The organism is Yersinia artesiana (assembly GCF_902726545.1).
GTDB classification, from domain to species: domain Bacteria; phylum Pseudomonadota; class Gammaproteobacteria; order Enterobacterales; family Enterobacteriaceae; genus Yersinia; species Yersinia artesiana.
In genome coordinates, this window is the sequence record NZ_CACVAD010000007.1 from 16,832 (window position 1) to 32,851 (window position 16,020).

A 16,020-nucleotide genomic window follows, 5' to 3' on the forward strand; every position below is an offset into this window, starting at 1 on the left:
GCCATTTAGATCCCAGCTTATACGCAATAGGATCACCGATCATTCACAGCAAACGATCCTCCTTAATTACATGATCTTAAATGTGAATAGTCACTTATCCACAGAGGATCACGATCCTAATAAGAGATCTAATAAAGAGATCTTTAAATAAAAAGATCTTCTTTTAATTAAGAGCGATCCTAAGCTGCTTGGTCGATCGTCTAAACTTGAGTAGAATCCCCCACCCCAGGGCAAACACAGAAATTCGCATAACGGCGAGGTGCAGTACCATGTTTTATCCAGATCAATTTGACGTCATCATCATTGGTGGTGGCCATGCCGGCACGGAAGCTGCAATGGCAGCGGCACGCATGGGACGTCAGACCTTATTGCTGACGCACAATATCGACACTCTGGGACAAATGTCTTGTAACCCAGCGATTGGCGGTATCGGTAAGGGGCATTTGGTAAAAGAGATCGATGCTCTGGGCGGGTTAATGGCAATGGCAACTGACCAGGCGGGTATTCAGTTTAGGATACTAAACGCCAGCAAAGGGCCAGCGGTAAGAGCAACTCGAGCCCAAGCCGACCGTGTTTTGTATCGCCAGGCTGTACGTACCGCATTGGAAAACCAGCCTAATTTGATGATTTTCCAGCAGCCAGTAGAAGATCTGATTGTTGAAAACGATCGAGTGGTCGGTGCTGTGACCCAAATGGGGTTAAAATTCCGCGCTAAAGCTGTGGTTTTAACTGTCGGCACTTTCCTCGATGGCAAAATTCATATTGGTCTTGAGAACTACAGCGGCGGCCGTGCGGGTGATCCGCCATCCATCTCCTTGTCACAACGCCTGCGTGAATTACCGCTACGGGTAAATCGCCTTAAAACCGGCACTCCGCCACGTATTGATGCACGAACTATTGATTTTAGCCAATTGGCCCCGCAACTGGGCGATACACCTATTCCGGTCTTTTCATTCTTGGGGAATGCCAGCCAGCATCCAGAGCAAATGGCATGTCATATCACCTACACCAATGAAAAAACCCATGAAGTGATCCGCAATAACCTGGATCGCAGCCCGATGTATGCGGGGATCATTGAGGGGATCGGGCCACGTTATTGCCCATCGATCGAAGACAAAGTCATGCGCTTTGCGGATCGTAATTCACATCAGATCTTCCTTGAACCTGAAGGCCTGACCAGCAATGAGATCTATCCAAACGGTATTTCTACCAGCTTACCTTTTGATGTTCAGATGCAGATAGTCCGCTCGATGAAAGGGCTGGAAAATGCACGTATCGTCCGGCCTGGTTATGCCATTGAATATGATTTCTTTGATCCTCGCGATTTGAAACCGACTCTGGAAAGTAAATATATCCAGGGCTTGTTCTTTGCCGGACAAATCAATGGGACTACGGGCTATGAAGAAGCTGCTGCCCAAGGGCTGCTTGCAGGCCTCAATGCAGGCCGTTTCGCCAACGATGAAGACGGATGGTCACCTCGCCGCGATGAAGCTTACCTTGGCGTGCTGGTGGACGATTTAAGCACCCTCGGTACCAAAGAACCGTACCGCATGTTTACCTCACGAGCGGAATATCGTTTGATGCTGCGTGAAGATAATGCGGATCTGCGTTTGACCGAAATGGGCCGTAAACTAGGGCTGGTCGATGATACCCGGTGGGCTCACTTTAGTCAGAAAATTGAGCAAATTGAAAAAGAACGCCAGCGCCTGCGTGATATTTGGGTTCATCCTCATTCTGAGAACGTAGCTGAAATCAATGCGCTGCTGAAAGCCCCATTGTCAAAAGAAGCCAACGGGGAAGAATTACTGCGTCGCCCTGAAATTGACTATCGTTTGTTAACAACGTTGCCTTCGTTTGGCCCGGCATTAACCGATCCCCAAGCGGCAGATCAGGTTGAGATTCAGGTTAAATATGAAGGTTATATTGCCCGTCAGCAGGAAGAGATCGAAAAGCAGTTACGGAATGAGAATACCTTATTGCCCGCTGATCTCGATTATCGCCAAGTGTCTGGTTTATCGAATGAAGTTATCGCTAAATTGAATGACCACAAACCTAATTCGATCGGGCAAGCTTCACGTATTTCAGGCATTACACCTGCGGCAATTTCCATCTTGTTGGTTTGGCTGAAAAAACAAGGTCTGTTGCGCCGTAGCGCGTAACCATCAAACATTTACCGGGTTGCAAGAATAAGCGGCCCGGTAATTCAGGCCACAACCAACTATTCAAACCACTGCTAAGCTAGATTATCATTCCACATATTGGCTCATTACACGCTGACAGATTTTTTCAGTCAGAGGATACTGTTGTGTTAAAAAAATTAGATTCCCTGCTGAATGCAGCAGGTATTGCGTTACCCGATCAGCAAAAACACCAATTGATAGGCTATGTGGAACTGCTTGATAAGTGGAACAAAGCTTATAATCTGACTTCTGTGCGTGACCCAATGCAAATGCTGGTGCGGCATATTCTGGATAGCATTGTCGTTAATCCACACTTGCAAGGTAGCCGTTTTATTGATGTTGGCACAGGGCCTGGACTGCCTGGAATACCGTTAGCCATTGTGCGCCCTGATGCACATTTCGTATTGCTCGATAGCTTGGGTAAACGGGTTCGTTTTCTACGTCAGGTACAGCATGAGTTAGGACTAAGCAATATCGAACCGGTACAAAGCCGTGTTGAGGACTTTGCCGCAACACCACCATTTGACGGTGTTATAAGCCGTGCATTTGCATCCTTACAAGATATGCTGTCCTGGTGCCATCATTTGCCAGCCAAGCCTGAAGGGCGTTTTTATGCGCTTAAAGGGGTAAGGCCGGATGATGAATTAGCCACATTGCCTGAAGGAATAGTTCTTGAGTCGGTTGTTCGATTGCAGGTACCGGAGTTGGACGGTGAACGTCATTTGGTTATTCTTAAGTCAAACTAACTTTGTTATTTATCAAAAAAATGTAATAAATCCTTAGAGTAAGCAAGGTAATTTGTCGACTATAGCACTTTTAATATTGGCGATTATTTATCCGCTGGCTATAGTTCGAAAAGAATATATTTAACGGCTTGTTTACAATATCAGCAGCAATGAACGACATAATCATATTGAAGATGATCAAATAGTCACCCTGGTCATTATTTTATCGAAGATGTCATTCTTTTTATGTGTCCGAAGTGTTGCAGGATTATTATCTGAAATGTCAACGGTAAGTTTTTACTAAGTAGATAAGTTGTTTGATAATGGTTTAATTTTAACATTATGATTTATAAAAGTTTTTAATGGCTCTTTTCGTTAAAGACAAATCAGGCTGTTATGGGCTATAAATCGTTTTGTTTTAAGTTTTGTGATCCGTTGCACGCTTTATTGATAATAATTGGAATCGTCAGACAATTAAATTTGGCCTATATTCCGAGAGCAATCTGCTGAAAAGAGCCAGAAAGTAAAAAAATTGAATAATTGTTCACCTTTTCGTTACTTATCGATTGAATTCGTTTGAGTGGCCCGTATAATTTGCTCGTTTTTTGCTGCTTGACTCAATGGGGTAAAAGGCAGTTCTATACCTCACTCAATATACCTTTAGTGTGGTTCGGAGAGAACAAACGTCATGCCTGTATCCCTTTACAGTGGGAAAATTGCACGAAAGTTGCTGTTGTTGCAGTTAATGACTTTTGTTGTTCTCAGTGCTGTTTTTGGTTTTAAAAGCCTGGAATGGAGTGCTTCTGCTTTGGCGGGAGGGTTGGCAGCCTGGTTACCCAGTGCCATATTTATGTTGTTTGCTTGCCGCCATCAGGCAAAAACAGCTGCTCCGGGTCGTGTTGCGTGGTCATTTGCCATTGGCGAAGGGTTAAAAATTATCATGACGATAATTTTGCTGATCGTGGCATTAGGGCTGTTTAAAGCAGCGTTTGCGCCACTCGGTTTAACCTATTTAGCGGTGCTGATTGTGCAGATATTGGCACCGGCCGTGATAAGCGGCTACCGTACTTAACAGTTATCGTATTTAACTACAAAAAGGGTAAGAGGCATCATGTCTGCATCAGGAGAAATCTCTACTCCAAGGGACTACATAGGTCACCATCTGAATAACCTTCAGTTGGACCTGCGTACCTTTGAGTTGGTCAATCCCCACTCACCTGGCCCTGCGACGTTCTGGACGTTGAACATTGACTCTTTGTTCTTCTCTGTCGTGCTGGGGTTAGCTTTTCTGTTTGTTTTCCGCAAAGTCGCGGCAGGTGCCACCAGTGGTGTGCCTGGCAAATTGCAGACGGCTGTTGAGTTAATTATCGGTTTTGTCGATAACAGCGTACGGGATATGTACCACGGCAAAAGTAAAGTCATCGCACCATTAGCCCTGACCGTGTTTGTTTGGGTTTTATTGATGAATATGATGGACTTACTGCCAATCGATTTACTGCCTTACATTGGTGAACATGTCTTTGGGTTGCCTGCACTGCGTGTGGTACCTACCGCTGACGTGAGTATTACCTTGTCCATGGCATTGGGTGTCTTCATCCTGATCCTGTTCTATAGCATTAAAATGAAAGGTGTAGGCGGCTTCGTAAAAGAATTAACGATGCAGCCGTTCAATCACCCGATATTCATTCCAGTTAACTTAATTCTGGAAGGTGTCAGCCTGCTGTCCAAACCGGTTTCACTCGGTCTGCGACTGTTCGGCAACATGTATGCGGGTGAGTTGATCTTCATCCTGATTGCTGGCCTGTTGCCGTGGTGGTCACAGTGGATGCTCAGTTTACCTTGGGCTATCTTCCACATACTGATTATTACGTTACAAGCCTTTATCTTCATGGTTCTGACGATTGTCTATCTGTCGATGGCGTCCGAAGAGCACTGATTTTCTTATAACACTACTGCGTTTTAACTGAAATAAACTGGAGACTGTCATGGAAAACCTGAATATGGATCTGCTGTACATGGCTGCCGCTATAATGATGGGTTTAGCGGCAATCGGTGCTGCGATCGGTATCGGCATCCTGGGTGGTAAATTTTTGGAAGGCGCTGCACGTCAGCCTGACCTGATTCCTCTGCTGCGTACACAGTTCTTTATCGTCATGGGCCTGGTTGACGCCATCCCTATGATCGCTGTTGGTCTGGGTCTGTACGTGATGTTTGCTGTCGCGTAAGTAGAGTTTTCTCTACTGTGAACTACACCAAACTATTAACTTTTAAAGAGGCATTGTGCTGTGAATCTTAACGCAACAATCCTCGGCCAGGCCATCGCGTTTGTCCTGTTTGTCCTGTTTTGTATGAAGTATATATGGCCGCCGATTATGGCTGCCATCGAGAAGCGTCAAAAAGAAATTGCTGACGGTCTCTCTTCTGCAGAGCGTGCCAAAAAAGATTTGGACTTAGCGCAAGCCAATGCGACCGACCAACTGAAGAAGGCCAAAGCAGAAGCACAGGTGATTATTGAGCAGGCAAGTAAACGCAAAGCTCAGATCCTTGATGAAGCTAAAGCAGAAGCTGAACAGGAACGTAACAAAATCGTGGCGCAAGCGCAGGCAGAGATCGACGCCGAACGTAAGCGTGCTCGTGAAGAGTTGCGTAAGCAAGTCGCGATGTTGGCTATAGCTGGCGCCGAGAAGATCATCGAACGTTCCGTGGATGAAGCTGCTAACAGCGACATCGTTGATAAACTGGTCGCTGAACTGTAAGGAGGGAGGGGCTGATGTCTGAATTTGTAACTGTAGCTCGCCCCTACGCCAAAGCAGCTTTTGACTTTGCTGTTGAGCACCAGGCGGTTGATCGTTGGCAAGATATGCTGGCTTTTACTGCCCAAGTGACTCGCAATGAACAGATCGCTGAATTGCTTTCCGGTGCGGTAGCGCCAGAAACAATGTCTAAGACGTTTATTGCAGTCTGTGGTGATCAGCTCGATGAACCCGCACAGAACTTCATTCGAGTTATGGCGGAGAATGGCCGTTTACTGGTTCTTCCTGAGGTACTACAGCAGTTTATTCAACTGCGTGCCTCGCTGGAGTCGACCGTCGACGTTGAAGTGAGCTCTGCGAGCCCATTGAACGACGAACAGCTGGCTAAAATTGCCGCTGCGATGGAAAAACGTCTATCACGCAAAGTTAAGCTGAATTGCAAAATCGATAAGTCCGTAATGGCCGGCGTAGTAATACGTGCAGGCGATATGGTGATAGATGGCAGCGTTCGCGGTCGTCTAGAACGCCTGGCGGACGTCTTGCAGTCTTAAGGGGACTGGAGCATATGCAACTGAATTCCACCGAAATCAGCGAACTGATCAAGCAGCGCATTGCTCAGTTCAATGTAGTGAGCGAAGCTCACAATGAAGGTACTATTGTTTCCGTTAGTGACGGGATCATTCGTGTACACGGTCTGGCTGATGTAATGCAAGGCGAGATGATCGCACTGCCTGGCAACCGTTACGCAATCGCACTGAACCTGGAGCGCGACTCCGTAGGTGCTGTAGTTATGGGTCCGTACGCCGATCTTGCTGAAGGCATGAAGGTTAAATGTACTGGCCGTATCCTGGAAGTTCCAGTCGGTCGTGGCCTGTTGGGTCGCGTCGTCAATACTCTGGGTGAACCTGTTGATGGTAAAGGTCCGGTAGAAAACGACGGCTTCTCAGCTGTTGAAGCTATCGCGCCTGGCGTTATCGAACGTCAATCCGTTGATGAACCTGTTCAGACTGGCTATAAGTCAGTCGATGCCATGATTCCAATCGGTCGTGGTCAGCGTGAATTGATTATCGGCGACCGTCAGACAGGTAAAACTGCTCTGGCGATTGATGCGATCATCAACCAGCGCGATTCAGGCATTAAATGTGTGTATGTTGCTATCGGCCAGAAAGCCTCTACTGTTGCAAACGTAGTGCGTAAACTGGAAGAACATGGCGCGTTAGCTAACACCATTGTGGTGGTAGCGACTGCATCAGAATCTGCAGCATTACAATACCTGGCACCTTACTCCGGTTGTGCCATGGGTGAATATTTCCGCGACCGCGGTGAAGATGCGCTGATTATTTATGATGACCTGTCTAAACAGGCTGTTGCATATCGTCAAATCTCCTTGCTGCTCCGTCGTCCACCAGGTCGTGAAGCTTATCCTGGCGACGTATTCTACCTCCACTCCCGTTTGTTGGAGCGTGCTGCGCGTGTTAACGCCGATTACGTTGAAGCCTTTACCAAGGGTGAAGTGAAAGGTAAAACCGGTTCTTTGACCGCATTGCCAATCATTGAAACCCAAGCAGGGGACGTTTCCGCGTTCGTTCCGACCAACGTAATTTCTATTACCGATGGTCAGATCTTCCTGGAATCCAGCCTGTTTAACGCCGGTATTCGTCCTGCGGTTAACCCAGGTATCTCCGTATCCCGTGTGGGTGGTGCAGCGCAGACTAAGATCATGAAAAAACTGTCCGGTGGTATCCGTACCGCTCTGGCACAGTATCGTGAACTTGCTGCGTTCTCCCAGTTCGCATCCGATTTGGATGATGCAACACGTAAGCAGCTGAGCCACGGTCAGAAAGTGACCGAGCTTCTGAAACAGAAACAATACGCACCGATGTCAGTTGCGCAGCAGTCTCTGGTTCTGTTCGCAGCTGAACGTGGTTATCTGGGTGATATCGAGTTGGCGAAGGTAGGTAGCTTTGAAGCTGCGCTGTTGGCGTTTGCTGACCGTGAGCATGCCGAGCTTCTGCAACAAATCAACCAAACTGGCGCGTATAACGATGAGATCGAGGCCAAGCTGAAAGGCATCCTTGATACATTTAAGGCAACCCAGTCCTGGTAACGCTATGCGGCCCTGCTTTTCATTAGGAAAGCAGGCCGTCTGGCAATGAGGAGAAGCAGAAATGGCCGGCGCAAAAGAGATACGTTCCAAGATCGCCAGCGTGCAAAACACGCAAAAGATCACCAAAGCCATGGAGATGGTCGCCGCCTCCAAAATGCGTAAATCGCAGGAACGCATGGCGGCCAGCCGTCCTTATGCAGAAACAATGCGTAGTGTGATTGGTCACCTTGCGCTAGGTAATCTGGAATACAAACATCCATACCTGGAAGAGCGTGATGTTAAGCGCGTTGGGTATCTGGTGGTTTCTACAGACCGTGGCTTGTGTGGTGGTTTGAACATTAACCTGTTCAAAAAACTGTTGGCTGAGATGAAAGGTTGGTCTGAAAAAGGCGTTGAATGCGATTTAGCGCTGATTGGATCAAAAGCAGCTTCTTTCTTTGGTTCCGTGGGCGGCAAAATTGTTGCTCAAGTGACTGGCATGGGGGATACCCCTTCTCTGTCAGAACTTATCGGGCCGGTGAAAGTGATGCTGCAAGCCTATGATGAAGGTCGTTTGGATAAACTGTATATCGTTAATAACAAGTTTATCAATACGATGTCTCAGGAACCACGGATCATGCAGCTATTACCTCTTCCGCCTGCGGAAGACGGTGAGCTGAAGAAGAAATCCTGGGATTACCTGTATGAACCCGATCCTAAAGCACTGCTGGATACCCTCCTGCGTCGCTATGTAGAATCGCAAGTTTATCAGGGCGTCGTTGAAAACCTGGCCAGCGAACAGGCCGCGCGAATGGTAGCGATGAAAGCCGCCACCGATAACGGCGGTAGTCTGATCAAAGAGCTGCAGTTGGTTTACAACAAGGCTCGTCAGGCCAGCATCACTCAGGAACTCACCGAGATCGTCGGGGGAGCCTCCGCGGTTTAACCAGGTTATTACCCTAAATAGTTCAGATTGCGGGAAGGCGGCAACTGAGCACATCCCCAGGTGCTTGCTCAAGTAGGCAACTAGGGTGAGAGAAAGCAGCCAACGCCCCAGCAATTTGGAATATGACGGGTAAACGTATTACGTAGAGGATTCAAGATGGCTACTGGAAAGATTATCCAGGTAATCGGCGCCGTAGTGGACGTCGAATTCCCCCAAGACGCTGTACCAAAAGTGTACAACGCCCTTGAGGTTGAAGGCGCGGCTGAGAAGCTCGTGCTGGAAGTTCAGCAACAGCTGGGCGGTGGTGTTGTTCGTTGTATCGCAATGGGCTCTTCCGATGGTCTGAGCCGCGGGTTGAAAGTCATCAACCTAGAACACCCAATTGAAGTGCCAGTGGGCAAGTCAACTCTGGGCCGTATCATGAACGTATTGGGTGACCCAATCGACATGAAAGGTCCTATCGGTGAAGAAGAGCGTTGGGCAATCCACCGTGAAGCGCCTTCTTACGAAGAGCTTGCCAGCTCGCAAGACTTGTTAGAAACCGGTATCAAGGTAATGGACTTGATTTGTCCGTTCGCTAAGGGCGGTAAAGTCGGTCTGTTCGGTGGTGCGGGTGTAGGTAAAACAGTAAACATGATGGAGCTGATTCGTAACATTGCGATTGAGCACTCAGGTTACTCTGTATTTGCCGGTGTGGGTGAGCGTACTCGTGAGGGTAACGACTTCTACCACGAGATGACTGACTCCAACGTTCTGGACAAAGTATCCTTGGTTTATGGCCAGATGAATGAGCCACCAGGAAACCGTCTGCGCGTTGCACTGACTGGCCTGACCATGGCGGAGAAATTCCGTGATGAAGGTCGTGACGTATTGCTGTTCATCGATAACATCTATCGTTATACCTTAGCCGGTACGGAAGTTTCCGCACTGCTGGGTCGTATGCCATCTGCCGTAGGCTACCAGCCAACTCTGGCAGAAGAGATGGGTGTGTTGCAGGAACGTATTACTTCCACCAAGACGGGTTCAATCACCTCTGTTCAGGCCGTTTACGTGCCAGCGGATGACTTGACTGACCCATCTCCAGCAACCACCTTTGCTCACTTGGATGCAACCGTCGTTCTGAGCCGTCAAATCGCCTCTCTGGGTATTTACCCGGCGGTTGACCCGCTTGACTCCACCAGCCGTCAGCTTGATCCGTTGGTTGTTGGTCAGGAGCACTACGATGTAGCGCGTGGCGTGCAGTCTATTCTGCAACGTTACCAGGAACTGAAAGATATTATCGCAATCTTGGGTATGGACGAGTTGTCAGAAGATGACAAACTGGTGGTATCCCGTGCGCGTAAAATCCAACGCTTCCTGTCTCAACCGTTCTTCGTGGCAGAAGTCTTTACCGGTTCACCGGGCAAGTTCGTATCGCTGAAAGATACCATCCGTGGTTTCAAAGGCATCATGAACGGCGACTATGACCACCTGCCGGAGCAGGCGTTCTACATGGTTGGCACCATTGAAGAAGCAGTGGAAAAAGCCAAGAAACTGTAACGCTGTTGACTGGAGGGTGACATGGCTGCAATGACTTACCATCTGGATGTTGTGAGCGCGGAGAAGAAGATGTTCTCTGGCGTGGTGCAAAAAATTCAGGTGACGGGTAGTGAAGGTGAGCTAGGGATCTTCCCTGGTCATGCCCCACTGCTCACTGCCATTAAGCCTGGCATGATACGTATCGTTAAGCAGTTCGGTGAGGAAGAGTTTATTTATCTTTCTGGCGGCATCCTTGAGGTGCAACCGAGTGTGGTGATCGTATTGGCTGACACTGCTATTCGTGGAACTGATCTGGATGAAGCTAAGGCGTTGGAATCTAAACGCAAAGCAGAAGAACATATCAATAATTCCCACGGCGATGTCGACTATGCACAGGCATCCGCTGAATTGGCGAAGGCGATTGCAAAACTACGTGTAATCGAGCTGACCAGGAAAGCGATGTAATTTTACAATGGTGGGTTTTTAGTAACCCACTAATTTGTAAAGTTATTATATATTCAACGTAATTGAGGTTGTCGGTTGTCAGCGAAGGTTGCTAAACCGCCCGTAACTTCAAATACGAAGATATAAAGAACGATAGAATGCCAGTCAGTAAAGCTGATTGGCATTTTTTTTTTACCTTCGCACCCAATAATATGCATTCGTTAGCCACCTTCTTCCGACTTTCTGCTATTTAATTAAGCCTCAGCTAAACTAAAAGCGTTTCTTTCTAAAAACTCTTGTTTCTTGCCGTAAAATAAGTAGTTAATAATCTCTGTGGTAGATTGTTTTTTGAGAAAAATAGGTCAAAAAACGTCGCTGATCGCAGACACTTTTTGCGACATTTTTTTATTACATGCCTCATCGCTACAACCCTCTAACCATGCGGGTTGAGTACGTTTTTCGCTGAGAAATATGTAGTAATTATTTCGCTAAACAGGTTTACTTCCGTCTATTAATTTGGAGTTATCAGGTTGCTTATGTCTAACAGCTCAATGAGTGTAGTCATCCTTGCCGCAGGTAAGGGGACACGTATGTATTCCGACCTTCCTAAGGTGTTACACCCACTGGCAGGTAAGCCGATGGTTCAGCATGTTATTGATGCTGCCATGAAGTTGGGTGCACAACAGGTTCATCTGGTTTATGGGCATGGCGGCGAGTTGTTGCAAAAAACACTCACTGACCCGGCATTGAACTGGGTGCTGCAAGCTGAGCAGTTGGGTACCGGGCATGCGATGCAACAAGCTGCGCCACATTTTTCTGATGATGAAGATGTCCTGATGCTGTACGGCGATGTACCGTTAATCTCAGTTGATACGCTCCAGCGCTTGTTAGCGGCTAAGCCACAAGGTGGTATTGGCTTGCTGACAGTGAAGCTGGATAACCCTAGTGGCTATGGCCGTATTGTTCGCGAAAATGGTGATGTAGTCGGAATTGTTGAGCATAAAGATGCCAGCGACACGCAGCGTGAAATTAATGAAATCAATACCGGGATTTTGGTTGCCAACGGTCGTGATTTAAAGCGTTGGTTATCACTGCTGGATAACAATAATGCCCAGGGTGAGTTTTATATCACCGATATTATTGCGCTGGCCCATGCTGATGGTAAGAAGATAGCTACGGTGCATCCCACTCGTCTGAGTGAGGTTGAGGGGGTCAACAACCGCCTGCAATTAGCCGCTCTTGAACGCGTTTATCAGTCAGAGCAAGCTGAGAAGCTTTTGCTCGCTGGGGTGATGTTGCTGGACCCAGCGCGCTTTGATTTGCGTGGAGAATTAACACATGGCCGCGACATCACTATTGATACCAATGTCATCATCGAAGGTCATGTGACTTTAGGTGATCGGGTTCGTATTGGTACTGGATGCGTTCTCAAAAACTGTGTGATTGGTGATGATTCCGAAATCAGCCCATACAGTGTATTAGAAGATTCTCGTTTGGATGCCGGTTGTACTGTTGGGCCATTTGCCCGCTTGCGGCCTGGTGCGGAATTAGCTGAAGGCGCACATGTCGGTAACTTTGTTGAGATCAAGAAAGCCCGCTTGGGTAAAGGCTCTAAAGCGGGTCATCTCTCCTATTTAGGTGATGCTGAAATTGGCTCTGGCGTAAATATTGGCGCAGGAACTATAACTTGCAACTATGATGGAGCTAATAAGTTTAAAACGATTATCGGCGATGATGTCTTTGTCGGATCCGATACTCAACTGGTGGCTCCGGTCACTGTTGCAAACGGCGCGACGATTGCCGCAGGGACAACTGTCACCCGTGATATCGCCGAAAACGAGTTAGTGCTTAGCCGTGTTAAGCAAGTCCATATTCAAGGATGGCAGCGTCCGGTTAAGAAAAAATAATATATAAAACAGTCCCTTCAACGTTCGTTATTCTGCATTGAAGGGATGTTTTGCCCTGTATTTTTGGCATATATATTTCTGCTGAGAGTACAGAACAAAACATAATAATCCCCAACTCTACAGGCTCGGGGAACCCGGAAAATCCGGAAATTCAGGTCACTGACATCGACAAGGTTCTAAAAGAACCTTACATAGGAATAAAACAGATGTGTGGAATTGTTGGCGCAGTAGCGCAACGTGATATCGCTGAGATTCTGATCGAAGGTTTACGTCGTCTTGAATACCGTGGCTATGACTCAGCCGGTTTAGCTGTAGTGGATGCTGAAGGTAATCTGACTCGTTTACGTCGTGTGGGCAAAGTTCAGGCGCTGTCTGATGCGGCCGAAAAGCAGGCTTTACATGGTGGAACCGGGATTGCACATACCCGTTGGGCCACCCATGGTGAGCCATCAGAGGCCAATGCGCACCCTCATGTTTCTGACTATATCTCCGTGGTTCACAACGGTATTATCGAAAATCACGAACCTTTACGTGAATTATTGATTAGCCGTGGCTACCGTTTCAGTTCTGAAACTGATACTGAAGTTATTGCTCATCTGGTGCACTGGGAGCTACAGCAGGGCGGTTCTTTGCTGGAAGTGGTCAAACGTGTGATCCCGCAATTGCGTGGCGCGTACGGCACTGTGGTGATGGATAGTCGTGACCCAAGCCGCTTGGTCGCCGCCCGCTCTGGTAGTCCTTTGGTGATTGGTTGTGGTGTAGGTGAAAACTTTATCGCCTCCGACCAACTGGCTCTGTTGCCAGTGACCCGTCGCTTTATCTTCCTGGAAGAAGGTGATGTGGTTGAAGTGACTCGCCGTAGCATCGCTATTTTTGATAAGCAGGGTAACGCAATTGAGCGCCCTGAAATCGAATCTCAGGTGCAATATGATGCCGGTGATAAAGGTGTTTACCGCCATTATATGCAAAAAGAGATTTATGAACAGCCGATGGCGATTAAAAATACGCTGGAAGGCCGTTTAAACCACGGGGCGATTGATTTATCAGAGCTTGGTCCGAAAGCCGATGCTCTGTTGGCCGATGTGCAACATATCCAAATCATAGCCTGTGGTACTTCTTACAACTCAGGTATGGTTTCACGCTATTGGTTTGAGTCATTAGCCGGTGTGCCTTGTGACGTAGAAATCGCCTCTGAATTCCGCTACCGCAAATCTGCTGTGCGCCCTAATAGCCTGCTGATCACCTTGTCACAATCGGGTGAAACTGCAGATACGCTGGCTGCTCTGCGTTTATCCAAAGAGTTAGGATACTTAGGTTCGCTGGCAATTTGTAACGTCGCCGGTTCCTCGCTGGTTCGTGAGTCAGATTTGGCCTTGATGACCAAAGCTGGTACCGAGATTGGCGTGGCCTCAACCAAAGCCTTTACCACTCAGTTGACCGTGTTATTAATGCTGGTGGGGCGTATCGGCAAGTTAAAAGGTGCTGATGCCAGTCTGGAGCACGATATTGTTCATGCGTTACAGGCGCTGCCTGCCCGCATAGAGCAGATGCTGTCTCTGGATAAAACCATTGAAGCGCTGGCTGAAGGTTTCTCTGATAAGCACAATGCATTGTTCCTTGGTCGTGGTGATCAATACCCGATTGCGATGGAAGGTGCGCTGAAACTGAAAGAGATCTCTTATATTCATGCCGAAGCTTATGCTGCGGGTGAATTGAAACACGGCCCATTGGCATTGATTGATGCTGACATGCCGGTCATCGTGGTCGCGCCAAATAACGAATTGTTGGAAAAACTGAAATCTAACATTGAAGAAGTGCGCGCACGCGGCGGTTTACTGTATGTATTCGCTGATCAAGATGCAGGTTTTGCTGATAGCGAAGGCATGAAAATTATTCAGTTACCACATGTGGAAGAGATTATTGCCCCTATCTTCTACACCGTGCCGTTACAGTTGCTGTCTTACCATGTCGCGCTGATTAAAGGTACCGATGTGGATCAGCCACGTAACCTGGCAAAATCGGTCACAGTTGAGTAATAAGCGGAAAATCGCATAAATAAAAGCCGGCATTTTGTCGGCTTTTTTGTTTTTATGATCCCGTCATAAACTGTCATTTTCGCGCAAAAAATAAACCAGTAATACAGTGTGTTAAAATGGGGAAAGTGAGGTTTTTACGAAATAAAGGATAAATTAATTACTATAAATAGAGATTAATTTGTTGATATATAATGTATTTATTTAAACCCTTCTTGTTTGTCATATAACTGTAATATTCCGTACATTTTTCTGTCATTAAACTGTCCTATTTTCCCTCCTGCACCATACTTAATCTGATGAAAACATTTTAGAGTTAATTCTAATATCCCATTAGGAGGGATTATGAAACTGATGCGTACCACCGTAGCCAGCATTGTGGCAGCGACTTTATCTATGACCACTGTGTCCGCGTTCGCTGCTGCAAGCCTGACAGGTGCAGGTGCGACATTCCCCGCGCCGGTGTATGCCAAGTGGGCAGATTCTTATCAGAAAGAAACAGGTAACAAAGTTAACTATCAGGGGATCGGTTCTTCAGGCGGCGTGAAACAAATCATTGCCAATACTGTAGATTTCGGTGCTTCTGATGCGCCATTAGCAGACGACAAACTGGCTGCTGAAGGTTTGTTCCAATTCCCGACAGTGATTGGCGGTGTGGTGTTGGCCGTGAATATCCCTGGCATTAAATCCGGTGAGCTGACTTTAGACGGTAAAACACTGGGTGATATCTATCTGGGCAATGTGAAAAAGTGGAATGACCCGGCTATCACTAAGTTGAACCCAGGCGTTAAATTACCAGATCAAAACATCGCTGTAGTGCGCCGCGCTGACGGTTCCGGTACCTCATTCGTATTCACCAGCTACCTGGCTAAAGTGAATGCAGAATGGAAAGAAAAAGTGGGTGCAGGTTCTACTGTTAACTGGCCGACCGGTTTGGGCGGCAAAGGTAATGACGGTATCGCCGCATTCGTACAGCGCCTACCAGGCTCCATTGGTTATGTCGAATATGCTTACGCCAAACAGAATAACCTGGCTTACACCAAACTGGTTTCTGCTGATGGCAAACCCGTTAGCCCGACTGAGCACAGCTTTAGCTCTGCGGCAAAAGGTGTAGACTGGAGCAAAACATTCGCTCAAGATTTGACCAATCAAAAAGGTGATGATGTATGGCCAATTACATCAACAACTTTCATCTTGGTACATAAAGAGCAAAAAAATGCCGCTAACGGCGCTGAAGTATTGAAATTCTTTGACTGGGGTTACACCCACGGTGCTAAACAAGCCAACGAGCTGGATTATGCAACATTGCCAGCTGAAGTTGTCGAGCAAGTCCGTGCTGCCTGGAAAACTCAGATTAAAGACAGCAGCGGTAAGCCAATCTTTTGATTTCCTGGCAACAAGCGGTTTATGAAATATTGATTCACAATA

General features: G+C 47.3%; 14 protein-coding genes. All 14 read left to right on the forward strand.

Going from position 1 to position 16,020, the window contains the following annotated elements; genetic code table 11:
• The first annotated feature begins 269 nt into the window (after positions 1–269).
• The 14 genes from mnmG to pstS all read left to right on the forward strand — a co-directional run bounded on the left by mnmG (position 270) and on the right by pstS (position 15,978).
• Positions 270–2,159, forward strand: a complete 1,890-nt coding sequence (mnmG, locus tag HU019_RS03460) for a tRNA uridine-5-carboxymethylaminomethyl(34) synthesis enzyme MnmG (RefSeq protein WP_174848262.1) — start codon at positions 270–272, stop codon at positions 2,157–2,159.
• 146 nt (positions 2,160–2,305) lie between these two features.
• Positions 2,306–2,926: a 16S rRNA (guanine(527)-N(7))-methyltransferase RsmG gene (gene rsmG / locus HU019_RS03465; RefSeq protein ID WP_174848263.1), complete on the forward strand. Its 621-nt coding sequence runs from the start codon at positions 2,306–2,308 to the stop codon at positions 2,924–2,926.
• A gap of 667 nt (positions 2,927–3,593) precedes the next feature.
• Entirely contained in the window at positions 3,594–3,977 is a 384-nt protein-coding gene (atpI, locus tag HU019_RS03470) for a F0F1 ATP synthase subunit I (protein WP_174848264.1), read from the forward strand.
• A 39-nt stretch (positions 3,978–4,016) separates the two neighbouring features.
• The gene (atpB, locus tag HU019_RS03475) at positions 4,017–4,841 is read left to right on the forward strand and encodes a F0F1 ATP synthase subunit A (protein WP_005161179.1); all 825 of its coding nucleotides are present in this window, start codon (positions 4,017–4,019) and stop codon (positions 4,839–4,841) included.
• Between the two features lie 49 nt (positions 4,842–4,890).
• Positions 4,891–5,130, forward strand: a complete 240-nt coding sequence (gene atpE / locus HU019_RS03480; protein WP_004393045.1) for a F0F1 ATP synthase subunit C — start codon at positions 4,891–4,893, stop codon at positions 5,128–5,130.
• Positions 5,131–5,190: 60 nt separating this feature from the next.
• Positions 5,191–5,661, forward strand: coding sequence for a F0F1 ATP synthase subunit B (gene atpF, locus HU019_RS03485; protein ID WP_004393038.1), 471 nt, complete (start codon positions 5,191–5,193; stop codon positions 5,659–5,661).
• Positions 5,662–5,675: 14 nt separating this feature from the next.
• Positions 5,676–6,209: a F0F1 ATP synthase subunit delta gene (gene atpH, locus HU019_RS03490; protein ID WP_174848265.1), complete on the forward strand. Its 534-nt coding sequence runs from the start codon at positions 5,676–5,678 to the stop codon at positions 6,207–6,209.
• A gap of 14 nt (positions 6,210–6,223) precedes the next feature.
• A complete protein-coding gene (atpA, locus tag HU019_RS03495) occupies positions 6,224–7,765 on the forward strand; it encodes a F0F1 ATP synthase subunit alpha (RefSeq protein ID WP_005161175.1) in 1,542 nt (513 codons plus the stop codon).
• Positions 7,766–7,826: 61 nt separating this feature from the next.
• Positions 7,827–8,690: a F0F1 ATP synthase subunit gamma gene (gene atpG / locus HU019_RS03500; RefSeq protein ID WP_174848266.1), complete on the forward strand. Its 864-nt coding sequence runs from the start codon at positions 7,827–7,829 to the stop codon at positions 8,688–8,690.
• 156 nt (positions 8,691–8,846) lie between these two features.
• Positions 8,847–10,229 (forward strand): F0F1 ATP synthase subunit beta, encoded by a 1,383-nt coding sequence (gene atpD / locus HU019_RS03505; protein ID WP_032816366.1) that lies wholly within the window; start codon positions 8,847–8,849, stop codon positions 10,227–10,229.
• 21 nt (positions 10,230–10,250) lie between these two features.
• Positions 10,251–10,673: a F0F1 ATP synthase subunit epsilon gene (locus tag HU019_RS03510; protein ID WP_005175169.1), complete on the forward strand. Its 423-nt coding sequence runs from the start codon at positions 10,251–10,253 to the stop codon at positions 10,671–10,673.
• Positions 10,674–11,188: 515 nt separating this feature from the next.
• The gene (gene glmU / locus HU019_RS03515; RefSeq protein WP_174848267.1) at positions 11,189–12,559 is read left to right on the forward strand and encodes a bifunctional UDP-N-acetylglucosamine diphosphorylase/glucosamine-1-phosphate N-acetyltransferase GlmU; all 1,371 of its coding nucleotides are present in this window, start codon (positions 11,189–11,191) and stop codon (positions 12,557–12,559) included.
• A gap of 206 nt (positions 12,560–12,765) precedes the next feature.
• Positions 12,766–14,595, forward strand: a complete 1,830-nt coding sequence (glmS, locus tag HU019_RS03520; protein ID WP_174848268.1) for a glutamine--fructose-6-phosphate transaminase (isomerizing) — start codon at positions 12,766–12,768, stop codon at positions 14,593–14,595.
• Positions 14,596–14,937: 342 nt separating this feature from the next.
• The gene (gene pstS / locus HU019_RS03525) at positions 14,938–15,978 is read left to right on the forward strand and encodes a phosphate ABC transporter substrate-binding protein PstS (protein WP_005175162.1); all 1,041 of its coding nucleotides are present in this window, start codon (positions 14,938–14,940) and stop codon (positions 15,976–15,978) included.
• Positions 15,979–16,020: the final 42 nt, after the last annotated feature.

Bases quoted from the DNA above. Each gene is read 5' to 3' on its own strand.
- atpD (WP_032816366.1), top strand. From the start codon at position 8,847: ATGGCTACTGGAAAGATTATCCAGGTAATCGGCGCCGTAGTGGACGTC.
- atpH (WP_174848265.1), top strand. From the start codon at position 5,676: ATGTCTGAATTTGTAACTGTAGCTCGCCCCTACGCCAAAGCAGCTTTT.
- atpA (WP_005161175.1), top strand. From the start codon at position 6,224: ATGCAACTGAATTCCACCGAAATCAGCGAACTGATCAAGCAGCGCATT.
- pstS (WP_005175162.1), top strand. From the start codon at position 14,938: ATGAAACTGATGCGTACCACCGTAGCCAGCATTGTGGCAGCGACTTTA.
- atpI (WP_174848264.1), top strand. From the start codon at position 3,594: ATGCCTGTATCCCTTTACAGTGGGAAAATTGCACGAAAGTTGCTGTTG.
- mnmG (WP_174848262.1), top strand. From the start codon at position 270: ATGTTTTATCCAGATCAATTTGACGTCATCATCATTGGTGGTGGCCAT.
- atpG (WP_174848266.1), top strand. From the start codon at position 7,827: ATGGCCGGCGCAAAAGAGATACGTTCCAAGATCGCCAGCGTGCAAAAC.
- glmU (WP_174848267.1), top strand. From the start codon at position 11,189: ATGTCTAACAGCTCAATGAGTGTAGTCATCCTTGCCGCAGGTAAGGGG.
- atpB (WP_005161179.1), top strand. From the start codon at position 4,017: ATGTCTGCATCAGGAGAAATCTCTACTCCAAGGGACTACATAGGTCAC.
- HU019_RS03510 (WP_005175169.1), top strand. From the start codon at position 10,251: ATGGCTGCAATGACTTACCATCTGGATGTTGTGAGCGCGGAGAAGAAG.
- atpE (WP_004393045.1), top strand. From the start codon at position 4,891: ATGGAAAACCTGAATATGGATCTGCTGTACATGGCTGCCGCTATAATG.
- glmS (WP_174848268.1), top strand. From the start codon at position 12,766: ATGTGTGGAATTGTTGGCGCAGTAGCGCAACGTGATATCGCTGAGATT.